The organism is Stenotrophomonas sp. BIO128-Bstrain, assembly GCF_030128875.1.
In the GTDB taxonomy this organism is placed as follows: Bacteria; Pseudomonadota; Gammaproteobacteria; order Xanthomonadales; family Xanthomonadaceae; genus Stenotrophomonas; species Stenotrophomonas bentonitica_A.
On the sequence record NZ_CP124620.1, the window covers coordinates 3,433,188 to 3,448,789 of the forward strand.

The 15,602-nt window shown below is 67.9% G+C and carries 14 protein-coding genes; 3 read left to right on the forward strand and 11 right to left on the reverse strand.

The window, feature by feature from the left end; genetic code table 11:
* Positions 1 to 115: 115 nt before the first annotated feature.
* A complete protein-coding gene (locus POS15_RS15700; RefSeq protein ID WP_026070180.1) occupies positions 116 to 1,033 on the reverse strand; it encodes an oxygenase MpaB family protein in 918 nt (305 codons plus the stop codon).
* 317 nt (positions 1,034 to 1,350) lie between these two features.
* On the opposite strand from POS15_RS15700, the gene POS15_RS15705 reads away from it, so the two are divergent.
* Positions 1,351 to 1,965 carry a hypothetical protein gene (locus tag POS15_RS15705; protein ID WP_026070179.1) on the forward strand — a complete coding sequence of 205 codons (615 nt, stop codon included), beginning with the start codon at positions 1,351 to 1,353 and terminating at the stop codon, positions 1,963 to 1,965.
* A 39-nt stretch (positions 1,966 to 2,004) separates the two neighbouring features.
* Here POS15_RS15705 and POS15_RS15710 read toward each other — a convergent pair whose 3' ends face one another.
* The 7 genes from POS15_RS15710 to POS15_RS15740 all read right to left on the reverse strand — a co-directional run bounded on the left by POS15_RS15710 (position 2,005) and on the right by POS15_RS15740 (position 8,645).
* Positions 2,005 to 2,349 carry a hypothetical protein gene (locus POS15_RS15710; RefSeq protein ID WP_019185737.1) on the reverse strand — a complete coding sequence of 115 codons (345 nt, stop codon included), beginning with the start codon at positions 2,347 to 2,349 and terminating at the stop codon, positions 2,005 to 2,007.
* 29 nt (positions 2,350 to 2,378) lie between these two features.
* Positions 2,379 to 3,152 (reverse strand): LytTR family DNA-binding domain-containing protein, encoded by a 774-nt coding sequence (locus tag POS15_RS15715; protein WP_019185736.1) that lies wholly within the window; start codon positions 3,150 to 3,152, stop codon positions 2,379 to 2,381.
* Positions 3,142 to 4,401 carry a histidine kinase gene (locus POS15_RS15720; RefSeq protein WP_046272900.1) on the reverse strand — a complete coding sequence of 420 codons (1,260 nt, stop codon included), beginning with the start codon at positions 4,399 to 4,401 and terminating at the stop codon, positions 3,142 to 3,144. Before POS15_RS15720 ends, POS15_RS15715 begins: the two co-directional genes overlap by 11 nt.
* Before the next feature lie 331 nt (positions 4,402 to 4,732).
* Positions 4,733 to 6,382 carry a M28 family metallopeptidase gene (locus POS15_RS15725; protein WP_284128447.1) on the reverse strand — a complete coding sequence of 550 codons (1,650 nt, stop codon included), beginning with the start codon at positions 6,380 to 6,382 and terminating at the stop codon, positions 4,733 to 4,735.
* A 69-nt stretch (positions 6,383 to 6,451) separates the two neighbouring features.
* The gene (locus tag POS15_RS15730) at positions 6,452 to 7,705 is read right to left on the reverse strand and encodes a sigma-70 family RNA polymerase sigma factor (RefSeq protein WP_284128448.1); all 1,254 of its coding nucleotides are present in this window, start codon (positions 7,703 to 7,705) and stop codon (positions 6,452 to 6,454) included.
* 70 nt (positions 7,706 to 7,775) lie between these two features.
* The gene (locus POS15_RS15735; RefSeq protein ID WP_261997621.1) at positions 7,776 to 8,198 is read right to left on the reverse strand and encodes a VOC family protein; all 423 of its coding nucleotides are present in this window, start codon (positions 8,196 to 8,198) and stop codon (positions 7,776 to 7,778) included.
* 27 nt (positions 8,199 to 8,225) lie between these two features.
* On the reverse strand, positions 8,226 to 8,645 hold the full coding sequence (locus POS15_RS15740) for a YciI family protein (RefSeq protein ID WP_019185730.1): 420 nt from the start codon (positions 8,643 to 8,645) through the stop codon (positions 8,226 to 8,228).
* A 187-nt stretch (positions 8,646 to 8,832) separates the two neighbouring features.
* On the opposite strand from POS15_RS15740, the gene POS15_RS15745 reads away from it, so the two are divergent.
* Positions 8,833 to 9,207, forward strand: coding sequence for a YciI family protein (locus POS15_RS15745; RefSeq protein WP_019185729.1), 375 nt, complete (start codon positions 8,833 to 8,835; stop codon positions 9,205 to 9,207).
* 6 nt (positions 9,208 to 9,213) lie between these two features.
* On the opposite strand, the gene POS15_RS15750 is transcribed toward POS15_RS15745, so the two are convergent.
* The 3 genes from POS15_RS15750 to cycA form a co-directional block, all read right to left on the reverse strand.
* Complete coding sequence (locus POS15_RS15750; RefSeq protein ID WP_343312412.1) at positions 9,214 to 11,253, reverse strand: SMP-30/gluconolactonase/LRE family protein; 2,040 nt, start codon at positions 11,251 to 11,253, stop codon at positions 9,214 to 9,216.
* A gap of 246 nt (positions 11,254 to 11,499) precedes the next feature.
* The gene (locus POS15_RS15755) at positions 11,500 to 12,273 is read right to left on the reverse strand and encodes a lytic transglycosylase domain-containing protein (RefSeq protein ID WP_284128450.1); all 774 of its coding nucleotides are present in this window, start codon (positions 12,271 to 12,273) and stop codon (positions 11,500 to 11,502) included.
* A gap of 104 nt (positions 12,274 to 12,377) precedes the next feature.
* Positions 12,378 to 13,757, reverse strand: coding sequence for a D-serine/D-alanine/glycine transporter (gene cycA, locus POS15_RS15760; protein WP_070426522.1), 1,380 nt, complete (start codon positions 13,755 to 13,757; stop codon positions 12,378 to 12,380).
* 236 nt (positions 13,758 to 13,993) lie between these two features.
* Here cycA and POS15_RS15765 point away from each other — a divergent pair, with 236 nt between their 5' ends.
* A complete protein-coding gene (locus tag POS15_RS15765; RefSeq protein ID WP_284128451.1) occupies positions 13,994 to 15,598 on the forward strand; it encodes an EAL domain-containing protein in 1,605 nt (534 codons plus the stop codon).
* The last annotated feature ends 4 nt before the right edge of the window (positions 15,599 to 15,602 follow it).

Genomic DNA, 15,602 nt, shown 5'->3' on the forward strand with positions numbered 1-15,602 from the left:
TTGCTGAGATGAGAGAACGGGCGCTTCGGCGCCCGTTTTTTTTCGCTGCAGAGCAGCGGGTCGCGGAAGCCTGTGCGTGCCCGACCCAACCAGCGGGCACAGGGCACTTGCCGCTTCAAGGCCAATCAGCAAGCACCCCAGCCGACACACCCATCCGCGTGCACGCCCGCGTCGCCAGCCCGTCCTGCAGCGCACGCCGGAACAACGGCGCCATGCCTTTGAGCATCACCGCCGACGCCCGCGACTGCGCACGCTGCATCGGCGTGCGCTGGATCATCGCGGTCGCCCAGTCCGGCAGCAGCGCTGCACCGGCACCGAGGAACAGCTCGCGCGAGAGACCCGCCATCGGCACCGGCAGGCGGATGCCTGACAGCACCGCCAGCACCTCGCGCGAGCGCGCATCGAACACCAGCTGCGATTGCTGGCGCGCGAAGTAAGCGTCCACCTCCGCTTCCGACGCCGGAACGTCTACAGCGCCAAGCGCCTCGGCCACGCGCTTGTACTCACGGTAGTACTGGTCGGCGACCGCCGTAGGCACGTCGCGGCAATAGCGTCGGCAGCCCTGCAGGAAACCGTACGCTTCAGTGACGTGCACCCAGGTGAGCAGCGCGGGATCGTCGGCGGAATACGCGCGGCCATCGGCGGTATGACCGCGCACCTGGGCATGGATGCGGGTCACCTTGGCGATCAACGCCTCGACTTCCGCGGTGGGTGCGTAGGTCGTTCCAGCGACGAACGCGGTGGTGCGGCGCAGGCGGCCGACCAGGTCATCGCGGAAGTTGGAGTGGTCGTACACGCCGGCCAGGGCCAGCGGATGCAGGGTCTGCAGCATCAGGGCGCACAGGCCGCCGGCGAGCATGCCGGGAAACTCGGCATGCACCCGCCAGGTGATGCTGTCGGGGCCGAACCAGCCGGGGTCGCCCAGCGGGTGGTCGTAGTCGATCCCGCTCTGGCCGCGGGGGAAGGCGCCCAGCACCCAGCGGCGTATGGGGGCGGTTGCAGGGCGGGCAAGCGAACGCAGCAGGGAGGACATCAGCAGTACCGAGGGCGAGCGGACCGGCATTTCGCGCGGATGCGTCAATTCTGCGTGATACCGGTGGGGCTGGCGAGGCGGGTGCCCGACAGGGCCTGCGCATTGTGCAGATGCAGCATGGGAGCCGCCGTCCAAGCCGTATTTACCCGGCGATTTACGTGCCGCAGTGCGCAAATCCACTGCGGGTTTGCCCATTCAGGCAGAAATGGCGCCGGATCTTTGCGCTTTGCCCATTGCCAAGCGCCGTGAAAGTGCTAGAACTGGATACGCCACAACGTCGTCCAATGCGCTGCCGCACGTTCCAGAAGGAGCTCGTCATGATCGCTTTGTTCAAAGGTTTGGGTCTGCTGTTGCAGGACAACGAGCTGTACAGCAGCCCGTTCGAAAAACAGGTCGCGCATTGGCGTAACAAGAGTGAACAGCAGATCCGCGAAGAAGTCGCGGTACTGGCCAAAGCCAAGGGCCAGTGGCTGATGGCCTCGATCGTGGGCTGGCAGGCGTCCTCCCTGCTCATCCTCGGCCTGATCAGCAACTACCTGTGGAAGGATGACTTCCATATCACCTTCACCCGCGTGGTGATCGTGTTCGGTTCATGGGTGTCGATCCTGTTCGTGATCTGGTTCATGGCCAACATGTTCGATCACACCGCCGGCTTCGAGCGCTGGATGAAGGCCTTCAACAGCCGCGCCCGGATCACCTCCGATGCCGATACGGTGGAATGCGTGGCCGAGGCGCTGGACATGGCCCAGCACTATCCGGAAGTCCTGGATTACAAGCAGGCGGTGAGCGCCAAGCGCGAGCTGCGCCACGAGGACATCCGCATCATGCGCGAGATCGGCCGGATGAAGCAGCACACCGAACTGGTGGGCCAGCTCAATCATGTCGGCGAGCAGCCCAACGGCACCAACCTGCATCTGCAGCCCGCGTTCTGACCCTACTGAAAAGCGGGGGGAGCCACGATGCCACCGTGATCACTCACGGTGGCATTGTTCTTTCTGGACGGCGCTGACGCAGTGCTTGAAGCCGGCCGGGAGCCCGGCCATCTGCTCCGTCTTGCCCACCGCCACCGCCAACCGGTGCAGCGGCGGATAGGGGCAGTCTGTGTCCTTCGTGCAGCGCGCATCCAGCACCAGGTAATGGCAGCGGCCGCTGCTGCTGGCGATGCAGTCGAAGTTGGCCACGCCGTTGTCGACCGTGGTTTTGCTGTACAGCGTATCCACGCCGTTGGCGCGGATGCGGGTGACGGAGGTGTCGTTCGATTGCTGGCAGGCCGCCAGCATCAACACGCAGAGACTGGCGACAACGGCGGTACGCATGGCAGGCTCCAGACGAAAGGAAAGGCGCGTTACATCCCGCGGAACAGGCTCATGAAGGGCTGGCTGACGTTGAGCACTTCAGTGCGATGCTTCAAGCGCAGCTGGCCGCGGCCGGTGTCGTCGCGTGTGACTGCGGCGACCGCCTTCATGTTCACGATGGTGGAGCGGTGGATCTGGCGGAACCGTTGCGGATCGAGCGCATCCAGCAGTTCACGCAGCGAGGTGCGCAGCAGGCTTTCGCCCTGCTCGGTGACCACGGTGGTGTATTTGCTGTCCGCACGGAAGTAGATCACATCTTCGAGCATGATCAGCTGCGTGTCGCGGCCGTTGCTGGCGGTGATCCAGGCCAAAGGCGGCGCGCTTGAGGCGGCGGCGGGCTGATTGCCGAGGCGCTGCAGCAGCTGCTCGAGCATGCCGCTGTCCGGGCGGCCCAGCTGCATGCGGGCCAGGATCCGCTCGCGCGTGGCCAGCAGGCGCTCATCGCTGACCGGCTTGAGCAGGTAGTCGATCGCGCCCTGTTCGAAGGCGTCGATCGCATACTGGTCGTAGGCGGTGACGAACACCACCTGGGTGCGCGGGCTGATCTCCGGCAGCGCGCGGGCCACCTCGATACCGGTGATGCCCGGCATGCGGATGTCGAGCAGGGCCAGGTCCGGCTTCAGCTCGGCCAGGCGCTCCAGCGCACTGGCGCCGTCCTCGCATTCCGCCACCAGCCGCAGTTCCGGCCACAACCGCTGCAGCTGTGCCACCAGCGACTGGCGCAGCAGGTCTTCGTCTTCGGCAATGAGGGCGTCAAGCTGCATGGATCGCCTCGCGGGCATCGCGCGGCAGGGTGATCGTCGCTGCCACGCCGGTGGGGAAATTGGACACGATCGCCACGCCAGCGTGCTCACCGCAGGTCAGGCGCAGGCGTTCGCGCAGGTTCTTCAGGCCGATCCCGGTACCACTGGTGCCCTGCCCGAACCCGAGGCCGTCGTCGGCCACGGTGAGGGTGACATGGTCCTCGAAGGCGCGCGCGATGATCCACACCGTGCCGCCGCCGGGTTTGGGTTCCAGGCCGTGTTTGATCGCGTTCTCGACCAGGGTCTGCAGCGCCATCGAGGGCAGCGGCAGGCTGAGCAGGGCCGGGGGCACGTCCACCTGCAGGGCCAGCCGGGCGCCCATGCGGATCTTGAGGATTTCCAGGTAGGCCTGGGTGCGCTCCAGCTCCACGCCCAGGGTCGACATCGATTCCTCCACGCTGGGCAGCGAGCTGCGCAGGTACTGGATCAGGTGCCCGAGCATCTGGTCGGCGCGCGGCGGATCGGTCCGGGTCAGCACCTGCGCGTTGGCCAGCGTGTTGTAGAGGAAGTGCGGCTCGACCTGGGCGTGCAGCAGGTTGAGCTTGGCCACCGACAGTTCCTTCTCGGTCGCGGTCTGCTCGGCGGCGGCCTGCTCGTCGCGGCGCTGCTCGGCCACCCGGCGGGTGATCGCACGGCCGACCGCTTCGGCGTTCTCGTGGTTGCTGCCTTCGTCGACCGCGAGCAGATCGGCCCAGACCCCGGCATCGGGCTCGAACAGCAGGGTCACGCTGCTGGTGCCCTGCCCCGGCGTCACGGTGGCGAGCACGCTGTTGCGCTTGATCGCCAGCCGCGCAGGCAGGTTCCAGCGGGACGGCGGGCGGCCGTTGTAGGGATCCACGCGGCGCACGTAGGCACGCACCTGCAGGCTGCCCGGTGCACTTTCGATGTCTTCCACGCGTGGCAGCTCGGCGATGGCGGCTTCCACCAGGGCAAAGGCCGGGCCGGCATCCATCGGCACCTCGATCTGGCGGCGCTGGCGGCTGGACAGGGTGGCCGCGTCCAGGCGCCCGGCGACGTGCTGCACGCGCCGGATATGGGCGATGCAGCTGCCCAGGGCGGTCACCATCACGAACAGGGCCAGCAGGCCGAACACCCAGCCGGGGCCTTCGTCCATGCCATGGAAGAAGCCACTCCAGACAAACCCCGCCACCACGATGGCGGCGGCCCAGGCCAACAGGATGCGGAAAATCAGGGAGAGGCTGGCGAACACGGCGGCGTCATCACATAGGGAGTGAGGCGAGCATAGCCCTGCCGCCAGCGGGAACAAGCGGCATGCGACGAAGGCGGGGTTTGGGGGGACGAAGCGGTGTAGAGCCACCCCATGGGTGGCTGGCCTTCTTCCGGAACCGCGAAGCCACGCATGGCGTGGCTCTACGTCTGGGTTCGAGACCGCGAAGCCACGCATGGCGTGGCTCTACGTCTGGGTTCGAGACCGCGAAGCCACGCATGGCGTGGCTCTACGTCTGGGTTCGAGACCGCGAAGCCACGCATGGCGTGGCTCTACAGCGGGGGGTCCGGCCGGCGTGCCGGCCGGACTCGTCTTAATTCCGCTCGGCGGCGCTGGCGTCACGCGGGGCGCGGAACTGGGAGTCTTCGCTCCAGTTCGGCCAGGCGCGCGAGTTGGCCAGCTGGTTGCCCAGCGTGTACAGCACTTCCAGATCGCGCGAGGCACCGGCGAAGGTCCAGTCCGGCTGCCACTCATCGCCCTGCTGGTGATAGCGCTTGGCGGTGTAGTCATCCGAAGCGGCCTTGCCGGCCGCCACGCCCCCCTCCACCCAATCCTGGCCCGCCGAGTACGACACTGCCGGCACGCCACGCTTGGCGAACGGGAAGTGATCGGAGCGGAAGAACAGGCCGGCTTCCGGCTTCGGGTCCGGCGTGTAGCGGATGTCCCAGCCCTTGGCCACGTCCTTGAGCTGGTCCAGCAGTTCCAGCTTGGCCGAGCCGTAGATCCCGAAGTCACGCGAGGGGCTGAAGGGCGCCATGCCGTCCATGTTGATCAGCGCAACGGTCTTGCCCAGCGGGTACAGCGGGTGGGTGGCGTAGTACTCCGAGCCGAGCAGGCCCTTTTCCTCGGCGGTCACGGCCAGGAACAGCACCGACCGCTCCGGGCGCTTGCCCTTGGCGAAGCCACGGGCCAGTTCGATCAGCGAGGCGGTGCCGCTGGCGTTGTCCAGCGCGCCGTTGAAGATGGTGTCACCGTTCGCGTCCGGCTTGCCCACGCCGATGTGGTCCCAGTGGGCGCTGTAGATCACCGTCTCGTCGGGATGCTTGCTGCCTTCCAGGCGCGCGGCCACGTTGTGCGAGGTGATCACCTCGGTCTTGACCGCGTACTTGGCCGAGAAGGTCTCGCCCTTCAGCTCCACCGGCTTGAAATCACGGGTCTGGGCCTGCTTCTTGAGCGCCTCGAAATCCAGGCCCGAACGCTTGAACAGCTCCACCGCCAGATCGCGCTGGATCCAGCCTTCCAGCAGCGGATGCGCCTCGGCCGGGTTGTCGCGGACCACGTCGAACATGGTGTTGGTGTTGGAGCCGGCCACGGTGGCCCAGCCGTACGAGGCCGGCGCGGTCTCGTGCACGATCAGCACGCCGAGGGCCCCCTGGCGCGCGCCCTCTTCGTACTTGTAGGTCCAGCGGCCGTAGTAGGTCATGCCCTTGCCGTCGAAGTCGCCCTGGCCGCTTTCGAAGTCCGGATCGTTGATCAGCACGACGGCGATCTTGCCCTTCAGGTCCACGCCCTTGAAATCGTCCCAGTTGCGCTCGGCGGCCTTGACGCCGTAGCCGAGGAAGACCAGCGGCGCGTTCTTGATGTCCACCGCGCTGGCCCCGTTCATCGCGGCGCGTACAGCGATTTCCTTGCCCTGGCTCAGCGTCTGCGGCTTGCCCTTGCTGCTCAACGACAGGCTCGGGGTGCCGACGATATCGCCCTTGAGCAGCGGCACGGCCTGGGTCCACAGGCGCTTGCCGTCCTTGAGGTCGCCGCCCGGCTGCAGGCCCGCCGCTGCGAACTGCTTGCTCAGGAAGGCGATGGTCTTCTCTTCACCGGCAGTGGCCGGCGAGCGGCCTTCGTAGGCGTCCGACGCCAGTTCCTTGACGTCGGCGGAGATCCGCGCGCCATCGAATTTGGGGGTGGCGGCCATCAAGGCCGACGACACCGACAACGCCAACAGGCTGATTACCACACGCTTCACGCTGCACCTCATGACTGACCGACAATCGCCCGAGTGTAGGCCAGAGCCGCCGCGCAGTGCAGTGCCGGTCTACACGGCTGCCGCACGGGCCAGCAGCATCGCCTTCTCACGCGCATTGGCGGTCAGCGCGGCCGCACGCTGGAATGCCGCCCGTGCTTCGGCGTGCCGCCCCAGCTGGGCAAGCAGGTCGCCCTGCACCGCAGCCAGCGGCGCATAGTCGCGCAGCCGCGCATCGTCACCGAGCGCATCGACCAGCGGCCACGCGGCCGCCGCGCCCTGGGCCCGCGACAGCGCCACCGCATGGTTCAACGCCACCACCGGCGAGGGCTGGCGCTGTGCCAGCCGTGCGTACAGCGCGGTCATCCGCGCCCAGTCGGTGTCGTCGGCACGGCGCGCGCGTGCGTGGCACTCGGCGATGGCCGCCTGCAATGCATAGGGATCGTCACCGCCACCGAGTGCCACCGCCTGCTGCAGGGCGGCCTGGCCACGGGCGATCTGCAACCAGTCCCAGCGCGTGCGGTCCTGGTCGGGCAGCAGGATCGGCGTGCCGGTGGCATCGGTGCGGGCGGCGGTGCGCGAGGCCTGCAGTTCCATCAGGGCGAGCAACCCCTGCACCTGCGGCCAGGTCGGCAACCGACTGGCGAGCACGCGGCCCAGCCGCAGCGCTTCGTCGCACAGGGCCGGGCGCATCCAGTCATCGCCGGCACTGGCCGCATAGCCTTCGTTGAAGATCAGGTAGACCACCTCCAGCACCGAGGCCAGGCGCTCCGGCAACGCCGCCTGGCGCGGCACTTCGAATGGCACCTGCTTGTGCGCCAGCGTGCGCTTGGCGCGCACGATGCGCTGGGCAATGGTGGGCTCCGGCGCGAGGAACGCGCGTGCGATCTCATCGGTGGTCAGGCCGCCGAGCAGCCGTAGCGTCAGCGCGACACGCGCGTCGGCGGCCAGGACCGGATGACAGGCAACGAACATCAGCCGCAGCAGGTCATCGCCGATGTCGTCTTCCAGCGCATCGCTGTCGTCCGGCGCCGGCAACGGCAGCGGCGCCAGCGCGCTGCCGAACTGCGCGTGCTGGCCGGCGACGCGCTGGTGCTGGCGCAGCACATCGATGGCGCGGTTGCGCGCAGTGGTCATCAGCCACGCTCCGGGATTGTCCGGCACGCCCTGGCTGGGCCAGCGCTCCAGCGCGGCCAGCCAGGTGTCCTGGACCAGCTCTTCGGCACGGCCGACATCGCCGCCGAGCAGGCGGGTCAGGCGGGCGGTCAACACTGGCGACTCCATGCGCCAGATCGTCTCCAGTCGTTGCGTCAGTGCCGTGTCCATGCGGCTGATCAAACCACCGGTACGGCGCGGGGACAAGCCGCGCGGGGGGGTGCCATCACGCCGGCCCAGATCAGGGCTGCTTCATGCAGTTGACCATCCACGGCTTGCCGTAACGGTCGATGAGAAAGCCCCAACGGTGGGCCCAGAAGGTTTCGGTGATCGGCATCTTGATCTCGCCACCGTCGGCCAGCGCGTTGAACACGCGCTCGGCCTCCTCGATCGAATCCACATCGATGTTGATCGTGGTACTGCCCTGCCCGTCGGAAGACGGGCCATCGGCGGCCATCAGGATCGCGGACCCCACTTCCAGCTGGCTGTGCGCGACGTGGTCCAGTGTCTCCGGCGGCATCTCGCCACAGCCCTCCTGGCTTTCCATGGGCGGCATGTCGCGGTACTTCATTTCAGAGGTGACCTTGCCGCCGAGCACCTGCGCGTAGAAGGCCATGGCCTCATGGGTCTTGCCGTTGAAGCCGAGGAACGGAATCAGTTTCATGGGAATGCTCCAGGGGTGCGGGGGGAATCAATCGGCGGTGCCGATCTGGTCGCGCAGACGCTGTTCCTGCGCCTGCAATTCGGGAGTGAAGGCCGCGCCGAAATCCTCGGCACTGAGGATCGGCCGCAGCTCGACCACATCCCCGGCAGCGAAGGGTGCGCGCTTGAGCCATTCGGTGGCCTCGTCCAGCGAGCGCACCTGCCACAGCCAGAACCCGCAGACCAGCTCGCGGGTTTCGGCGAACGGCCCATCGATCACCCGCGGCGGCTCGCTGCCGAAGGCCACGCGGCGGGCGCGCGAGGTCGGGTGCAGGCCCTCGCCGGCCAGCATGATCCCGGCCTGGACCAACTGCTCGTTGTACGCGCCCATCGCGCGGATTTCCTGCTCGGTCGGCAATTGACCGGCCTCGGTGGCGGCGGTTGCCTTGACCAGTACCATGACTTTCACGGGGTGCTCCTGTGTGCCAGCCCGGAACCCGGGCCGTTCACTGGATACAACGTGCCAAGGGGATGGAAATCGACACGCACGACGAACTATTTTTTCGTCGCTGAACAGGGCCGCGCTGCGGCGCTGCAACACGCCATGACCGCGGGCTGGGGCATCATGCGGTTTCCCCGCCCACCCTGGTCCGGCCATGCAATTTCTTCTGCTGATCTATATCGACGAGGGCCTGTTGCAGGCCCTGCCCGGCGACGAATACGACCGCCTGATGCATGACTGCCTGCACCACGCCGACCGCCTGCAGGCCGAGGGTACCCTGGTGCTCGCCCAGAAGCTGGAACCGGTGGACAGCGCGCGCACGCTGCGCGTGCGCCAGGGCCAGACCCGCATCACCGATGGCCCGTTCGCCGAAACCCACGAACTGCTGGCCGGCTTCAACCTGATCAACGCGCCCGACCACGCCGAGGCGATGCGCATCGCCCAGCAGTTCCCGTGGTCGCGCTTCGGCAGCATCGAGGTACGTCCGCTGGCCGACATGGACGCCGAACGCGTACGCGTCGGCGCCTGACACCGCTCAAGGCAACAGCGTGATCTTCAGATCGCGCGGGCCGATGGCCTCATTGCCGCTGTAGTCGCACGCACTGGCCCGCAGGATGTATTCGCCGGCCGGCAATACATCCGGTTGCCAGCGTCCGGTCTCGACCACCCCATCGCGCACCGTGTTGGTGACCAGGTAGCGGAACCGGGTGACCGCGCTGCCATGCACGGTGATGCCGCTGTCCGGCGCGTAGGCCACGCGGGTGGCGCTGTCTTCGCGCGGCATCCGGTTGAACACGATGTTGAAGCGCGGCTGCTCGTACCCGGCCAGCGGCTGGCCCTGCGCATCCAGGACCTGGTAGCCGACCTGGTACAGCCCCAGCCGGCGCCGTGGCAGATTGCGGTCCACCTGGTCCCACGCCTCCACCACGATCTGCACGCCCGGGCCTTGGCGCGGGATCGCGACGCGTCCGTCGGCCCCCGCCTTGACCGGCTGGTCCAGATCGTCCAGCACGGCGACCTCGGTGATGCGCGGCGCGAACGTATCGGCGTAACCGGTGAAGCCCAGTGCCACCGCATTGCGCTCGAAACCACTGGCGCCCACGCTCAGGTGGACATGCGCCATCCGGTTGATGCTGCCCAAGGCTTCGCCGGCGGCGAACCGGGTGCCGCGACGCACGCGGATGCGTTCGAGCTTGCCGTCCTCACCGGACACCTGCTGCCAGCGCGCATCGAACGGCCGATCGCGCGGATCGCGGCCCACCTTCATATGGATGTATTTGAGCCGACCCAGCGAAAGGCCTTCGGCCTGGCCGCCGACCGACCACGCCGCGAACGGCGTATCGACTTTGCCATCGGCGATCGCCAACACCGGCTGGCCGACATCGCCGCGGATATCGAACCCGCCATGCAGATGGTGCCGACTCTCGCCTTTGAAGTCCCCGCGCACCTCACCCAACGTGCCGACCACTTCGTGCCACCCGTCCTCCGGAGCCAGGGGCCACCGGCCGGCGGTGTCGGGCAAGGGGGCCTCCGGTGCCGGGCCGATCAACGCCGGCGGCGCCGTCTGCCCCGGCCCGAGGGCACGCAGCCGGTGCACGCGGTAGGAGGCGGCATCGGCCAGATAGAGGCCGCCCTCGGCATCCAGCGCGAGTGCAGTGGGCCGCGCAAAGCGGGGCTGCGGCGGTACCCCCGCCAGTGCCAGCTGATGGCCCTGGGCCGAGATCTGCACCACCTTGCCGTTGATGTCGCTGGCGTAGATCACCCCGTCATGGGTCACCGCCAGCGCCATCGGTCCGCTGAGCAGGCCGCCATCGGCGAGCCGGGTGCCCAGCGTGCCATCCGGGGCGAGTTGGCGGATCGCGTTGTTGAACAGATCGGCGATCAGCAGGTTGCCGTGCGGATCCAGTGCCAGCGCCACCGGCGTATCCAGGCGGGTGGCCGCCCCGATGCCATCGACCAGGCCCGGACGCTCGCCACCGGCGACGGTGTGCACCCGTCCATCGGGTTCGATGACGCGGATGCGGTCGTTGTAGGTATCGGCCACGAAGACGCGGCCGCCCGCATCCACCGCCACGCCCATCGGCGCATCGAAGCGCGCCTGGGTGGCCGGGCCATCGACGAACCCCCGCTGACCATCACCGGCCAGCGTGCTTACCGTGCCATCGACCGCGATGCGGCGGATCACGTGGTTGCCGGTATCGGCAACATAGACATTGCCGCCTGCATCCAGTGCGATCCCGGAGGGCGTGTTGAACTGCGCCTGCAGGGCGGCGCCATCGCGCCAACCCTCGCCCTGCCCGGCCAGCGTGTCCACGCGACCGTCGGGATGGACGCGGCGGATGCGGTTGTTGTCGCCGGCATCGGCGATGTAGACCACGCCATGTGTGTCCACGGCCAGGCCGTACGGATCGGCGAAGCGCGCCTGGGCTGCGGGGCCTTCCGTACTGCCGCCTACGCCGTCGCCGGCCAGTACGCTGATCGCCGGCGTCCAGCCCAGGGCCGTCGCCACCGGGCCCGGTGGCGGTGCCGGCGCGGCCGGTTCACGCAGGAAGGTCCAAACCAGCGCTGCCGCCATCAGAGCGGCGATCAGCACCACCATCGTCCATCGTCCGCGCGTCATCGCTATCCTTGCTGCTATTCGGGACACGACCTTAGCCGCTCGTGGCGTGCCTGCAAACCCTGCACGCCGGGAGCGCTCATGGTCCACGCGCGCTGGCAGCCGCCCACGCAGCGTGCCGAGGTCAAGGCGGCGGTGAACACGGTGGGCCGCGTGGCGACCCATGCGCGGTACTGCGCGTGACGTTTCGCCCTGGAGCAGCGCCTACTTCGCCGGCGTCTCCACCTTGAACCCCATCGCCTCGCGATAGCGCACATACAGCGCGCTGACCTTCTCCACGTAGGCCAGCGTTTCCGCATACGGCGGCACGCCTTTGTAGCGGGTCACCGCACCGATGCCGGCGTTGTACGCGGCGGCCGCCAGCACGCGGTCGCCTTTGTACCGGCGCAACAACGCCTTCATGTAGCGCGCGCCCCCGCTGATCGACTGCTCGGCCGAGAGCGGATCGGCCACGCCGTATTCGGTGGCGGTATCGGGCATCAGCTGCATCACGCCCTGCGCGCCCTTGGGTGAGATCGCGCCGGCATCGAAACCGCTTTCGGCATGGGCGATCGCACGCAGCCAGGCATCGTCCACGCCGGTGGCCTTGGCCGCCGCCTTGAACTGCTTGGCGTGCCGGTTCAACTGCGGCGCGCCGACCTTGCCCAGGCCCTCGTGCGCCGGTTCGCCCGGTGGGGTGGCCACGGTGAACTTCAGGAAGACGCGCGAGCCCGGCAGGTTGCGGGTCGAGTAGACCAGTGCACCGTCCTGCTCACGTTCGTACAGGGTGCCGCTGAAGACGCCCATGTTGCCCCACAGGTTGGGGGTCTGCACGGCGTTGTCGTCGATCTGCTGCGGGGTGCACCTGGAGCCGGGCTCGGGTGCCGTGGCCAGACTGACCGTGTTGCTCTGCACGCAGCGATAGACCGTGCGCGCCGATGCCAGGCCAGGCAGCAGCAACGACAACAGGGCCAACGCGGCAGGCAGGGTCGGATTCATCGGGCTCGGATCGGGGCACGGAAGGGTGCGGCGCGATCATCCGGCCGGGGGCGCGAACCGAAGGTGAATACCGGGCCTGCCGCGCTGGCAGGCCCGGCGCTGACTCAGTGGCGGCGGGCCAGCAGCCGCTTGCCGGCGTAGCCCAGGCCGAGCAGGGCGAACCACAGCGGGCTGATCGCCAGCGCGTACAGCGTGTCCGGCTGCAGGGTCAGCAGCACCAGCACGAAGGCGAAGAAGGCCAGGCACACCCCGCACATCAGCACGCCACCGGGCATCTTGAACGCCGAGACGGCGTGCAGGTGCGGGCGCTTGCGGCGGTAGACGATGTACGAGCACAGGATCAATGACCACACGAACATGAACAACACCGCGGCCAGCGTGGTGACCAGGGTGAACGCGGTCACCAGGTTCGGGATCAGATAGATCAGCATCGCGCCCAGCAGCAGGCACACGCAGGAGAACACCAGCCCCAGCGCCGGCACCGCCGCGCGCGACAGCCGCCGGAACGCGCTCGGTGCGTGCCCCTCTTCGGCCAGGCCATACATCATCCGGCTGGTCGAGAAGATGCCGCTGTTGGCCGACGACGTGGCCGAGGTCAGCACCACGAAGTTGATCAGGCTGGCCGCGGCGGGAATGCCGGCCAGCACGAACAGTTCCACGAAGGGGCTCTTGCCGGGCACCACCTCACGCCATGGGGTGACGGCCATGATCGCGATCAGCGCCAGCACGTAGAACACCAGGATGCGTACCGGGATCGAGTTGATCGCCTTGGGCAGGTTGCGCTCCGGATCAGCGGTTTCGGCTGCGGTGGTACCGACCAGTTCGATGCCGACGAAGGCGAACACCGCGATCTGGAAGCCGGCGAAGAAACCGGCCATGCCCATCGGGAACACGCCACCGTCGTTCCACAGGTTGGAGAACGACGCCACGTGCCCGGAGGGGGCGGTGAACCCCCATGCGACCAGCCCGAAGCCGGTGATGATCAGCGCGCAGATGGCGATGATCTTGATCAGCGCGAACCAGAATTCCATTTCACCGAACAGCTTCACCGTGACCAGGTTGAGGCTGAGCAGCAGGATCACGCACAGCAGCGCCGGTATCCACGGTGCCAGCTCGGGGAACCAGAACTGCGCATACGCGGCGATGGCGATCACATCGGCGATGGCGGTGATGATCCAGCAGAACCAGTACGTCCACCCGCAGAAGAACCCGGCCCACGGCCCGAGCAGGTCGGTGGAAAAATCGATGAAGGATTTGTACTGCAGGTTGGAAAGCAGCAGCTCGCCCATCGCGCGCATGACGAAGAACAGCATCGCGCCGATGATCAGGTACACCAGCACGATGGACGGGCCGGCCAGGCTGATGGTCTTGCCCGAGCCCATGAACAGACCGGTGCCGATGGCACCGCCGATGGCGATCAGCTGCAGGTGGCGGTTGGAGAGGCTGCGCCGGAGGTGTTCCGGCGGGACGGCAGGATCGGTCATGGGGCAGCGTCGGCAGGGGCGAAGCGTCCGAACATAGACCTCCGCGAGGCGTTGCGCCAGTCGCCATCGGGCCGTTCGCGGGGGCCGTGGCCGGGCACTGCCCGGGGCGATGATGTGACGGATTCACCTCGCTCCACCGCGCGTGATGCCGGCAGGGCGATGGCGCCCCGGCCGGATGGTTCCAATCCCTGCCCGCTGATGGTCATATAGGGCTCCGCCAGGGCATCGAGGTCTGCTTGAACCGCGCCAGGATCATTGCCGCCACCGTAGTGCTTGCCCTGCTCGGCGCCCTGGTGCCGATCGCCACCGTGTTCTATTTCACCTGGAGCCGCGCCAGCGAATCCGAGCAGGTGCGGCTGCAGACCACCGCCGAGCGCACCCTGCAGCGCGCGCACCGCGCCTACGAGACGGCGCTGTCCACCCTGCGCGAGCTCAACCAGAGCACGTTGGCACCGTGCTCACCCGAGCACCTGCAGCTGATGCGCAGCCTGGTGATACGCACCCACTCGGCCGAACAGGTGGGCTATTTCGAGAACGGCCGGCTGGCCTGCACGTCCTGGGGCCCGATGGACGCGCAGATCATCCAGCGCCCGCCGGCCTATGTCACCGCCGAAGGCGCGGGCATCACCCTGGACGTGCGGCCGCTGGCAGGCACTCCCCAGCAACCGCTGCTGGCCCTGCAACTGGGACGCTACGACATCCTCATGGACCCGGCCCGGCTGGTCGACGTGATCGTCGACCCGAACGTGCGCCTGGCGGTGGCCAGCCCCGATGGGCGCCTGATCGCCCAGCAGGACATCCCCGACGAGGCCTTGCTGCAGCGCCTGCTGCGTGAACCGGCCAGCGGCCTGGAAGGCCAGACGCTGTACGCCAGCGCGCAGGACCAGGAGTGGCTGGCGATCGCCATGGCGCCGCGGACCGATCTGGTTGCCGCGTTCCGCCACCAGATCGGGCAGTTCATCCCGTTGGGCGTGCTCGGCGCGCTAGCGATGATCGGCGGCGTGGTGTGGCTGTCGCGGCGGCGGCTGTCGCTGCGGGGCGAGCTGGCCACGGCGGTGCGCCGGCGTGAGTTCTTCATGCACTACCAGCCCATCATCGAACTGGACACCGGCATCTGCGTGGGCGCCGAATCGCTGGTGCGCTGGCGCCGTGCCGACGGCACGCTGGTGCGTCCGGACCTGTTCATTCCGCTGGCCGAAGAGGCCGGCCTGATCGAAGCGCTGACCGACCAGGTCATCGACCATGTGATCACCGACATGCGCGAGCTGCTGGTGCAGGACCGCACCGCCCACATCGCGATCAACCTGGCCGCCGAGGATGTCAGCAGCGGCCGGGCGCTGAAGGTGCTCTCCAGCAAGCTGCACGGCACCGGCATCCACCCGCAGCAGATCTGGCTGGAGGCCACCGAGCGTGGCTTCATCGACGTCCGCCGCGCCCGCACCAGCCTGGCCAATGCGCGGCGGCTGGGGCACTGCGTGGCGATCGATGATTTCGGTGTCGGTTACTCCAGCCTGCAGTACCTGCAGCAGCTGCCGCTGGATGCATTGAAGATCGACAAATCCTTCATCGATGCGATCGGCACCGACAGCGCGACCAGCCCGGTCACCTCGCACATCATCGACATGGCCAAGACCCTGGGCCTGTTCACCGTGGCCGAAGGCGTGGAAACCCCGGCGCAGCTGGCCTATCTGCAGGCGCGCCAGGTGGAGTTCGGGCAGGGCTGGCTGTTCTCCAAGGCGCTGGCCCCGGCCGAGTTCATGGCCTTCCACCAGCAGCGCAAGCAGCAGTACGGCCAGGCACGCGAAAACATGCAGAACCCCAACAGCGACCCCGTGGCCTGAGCCG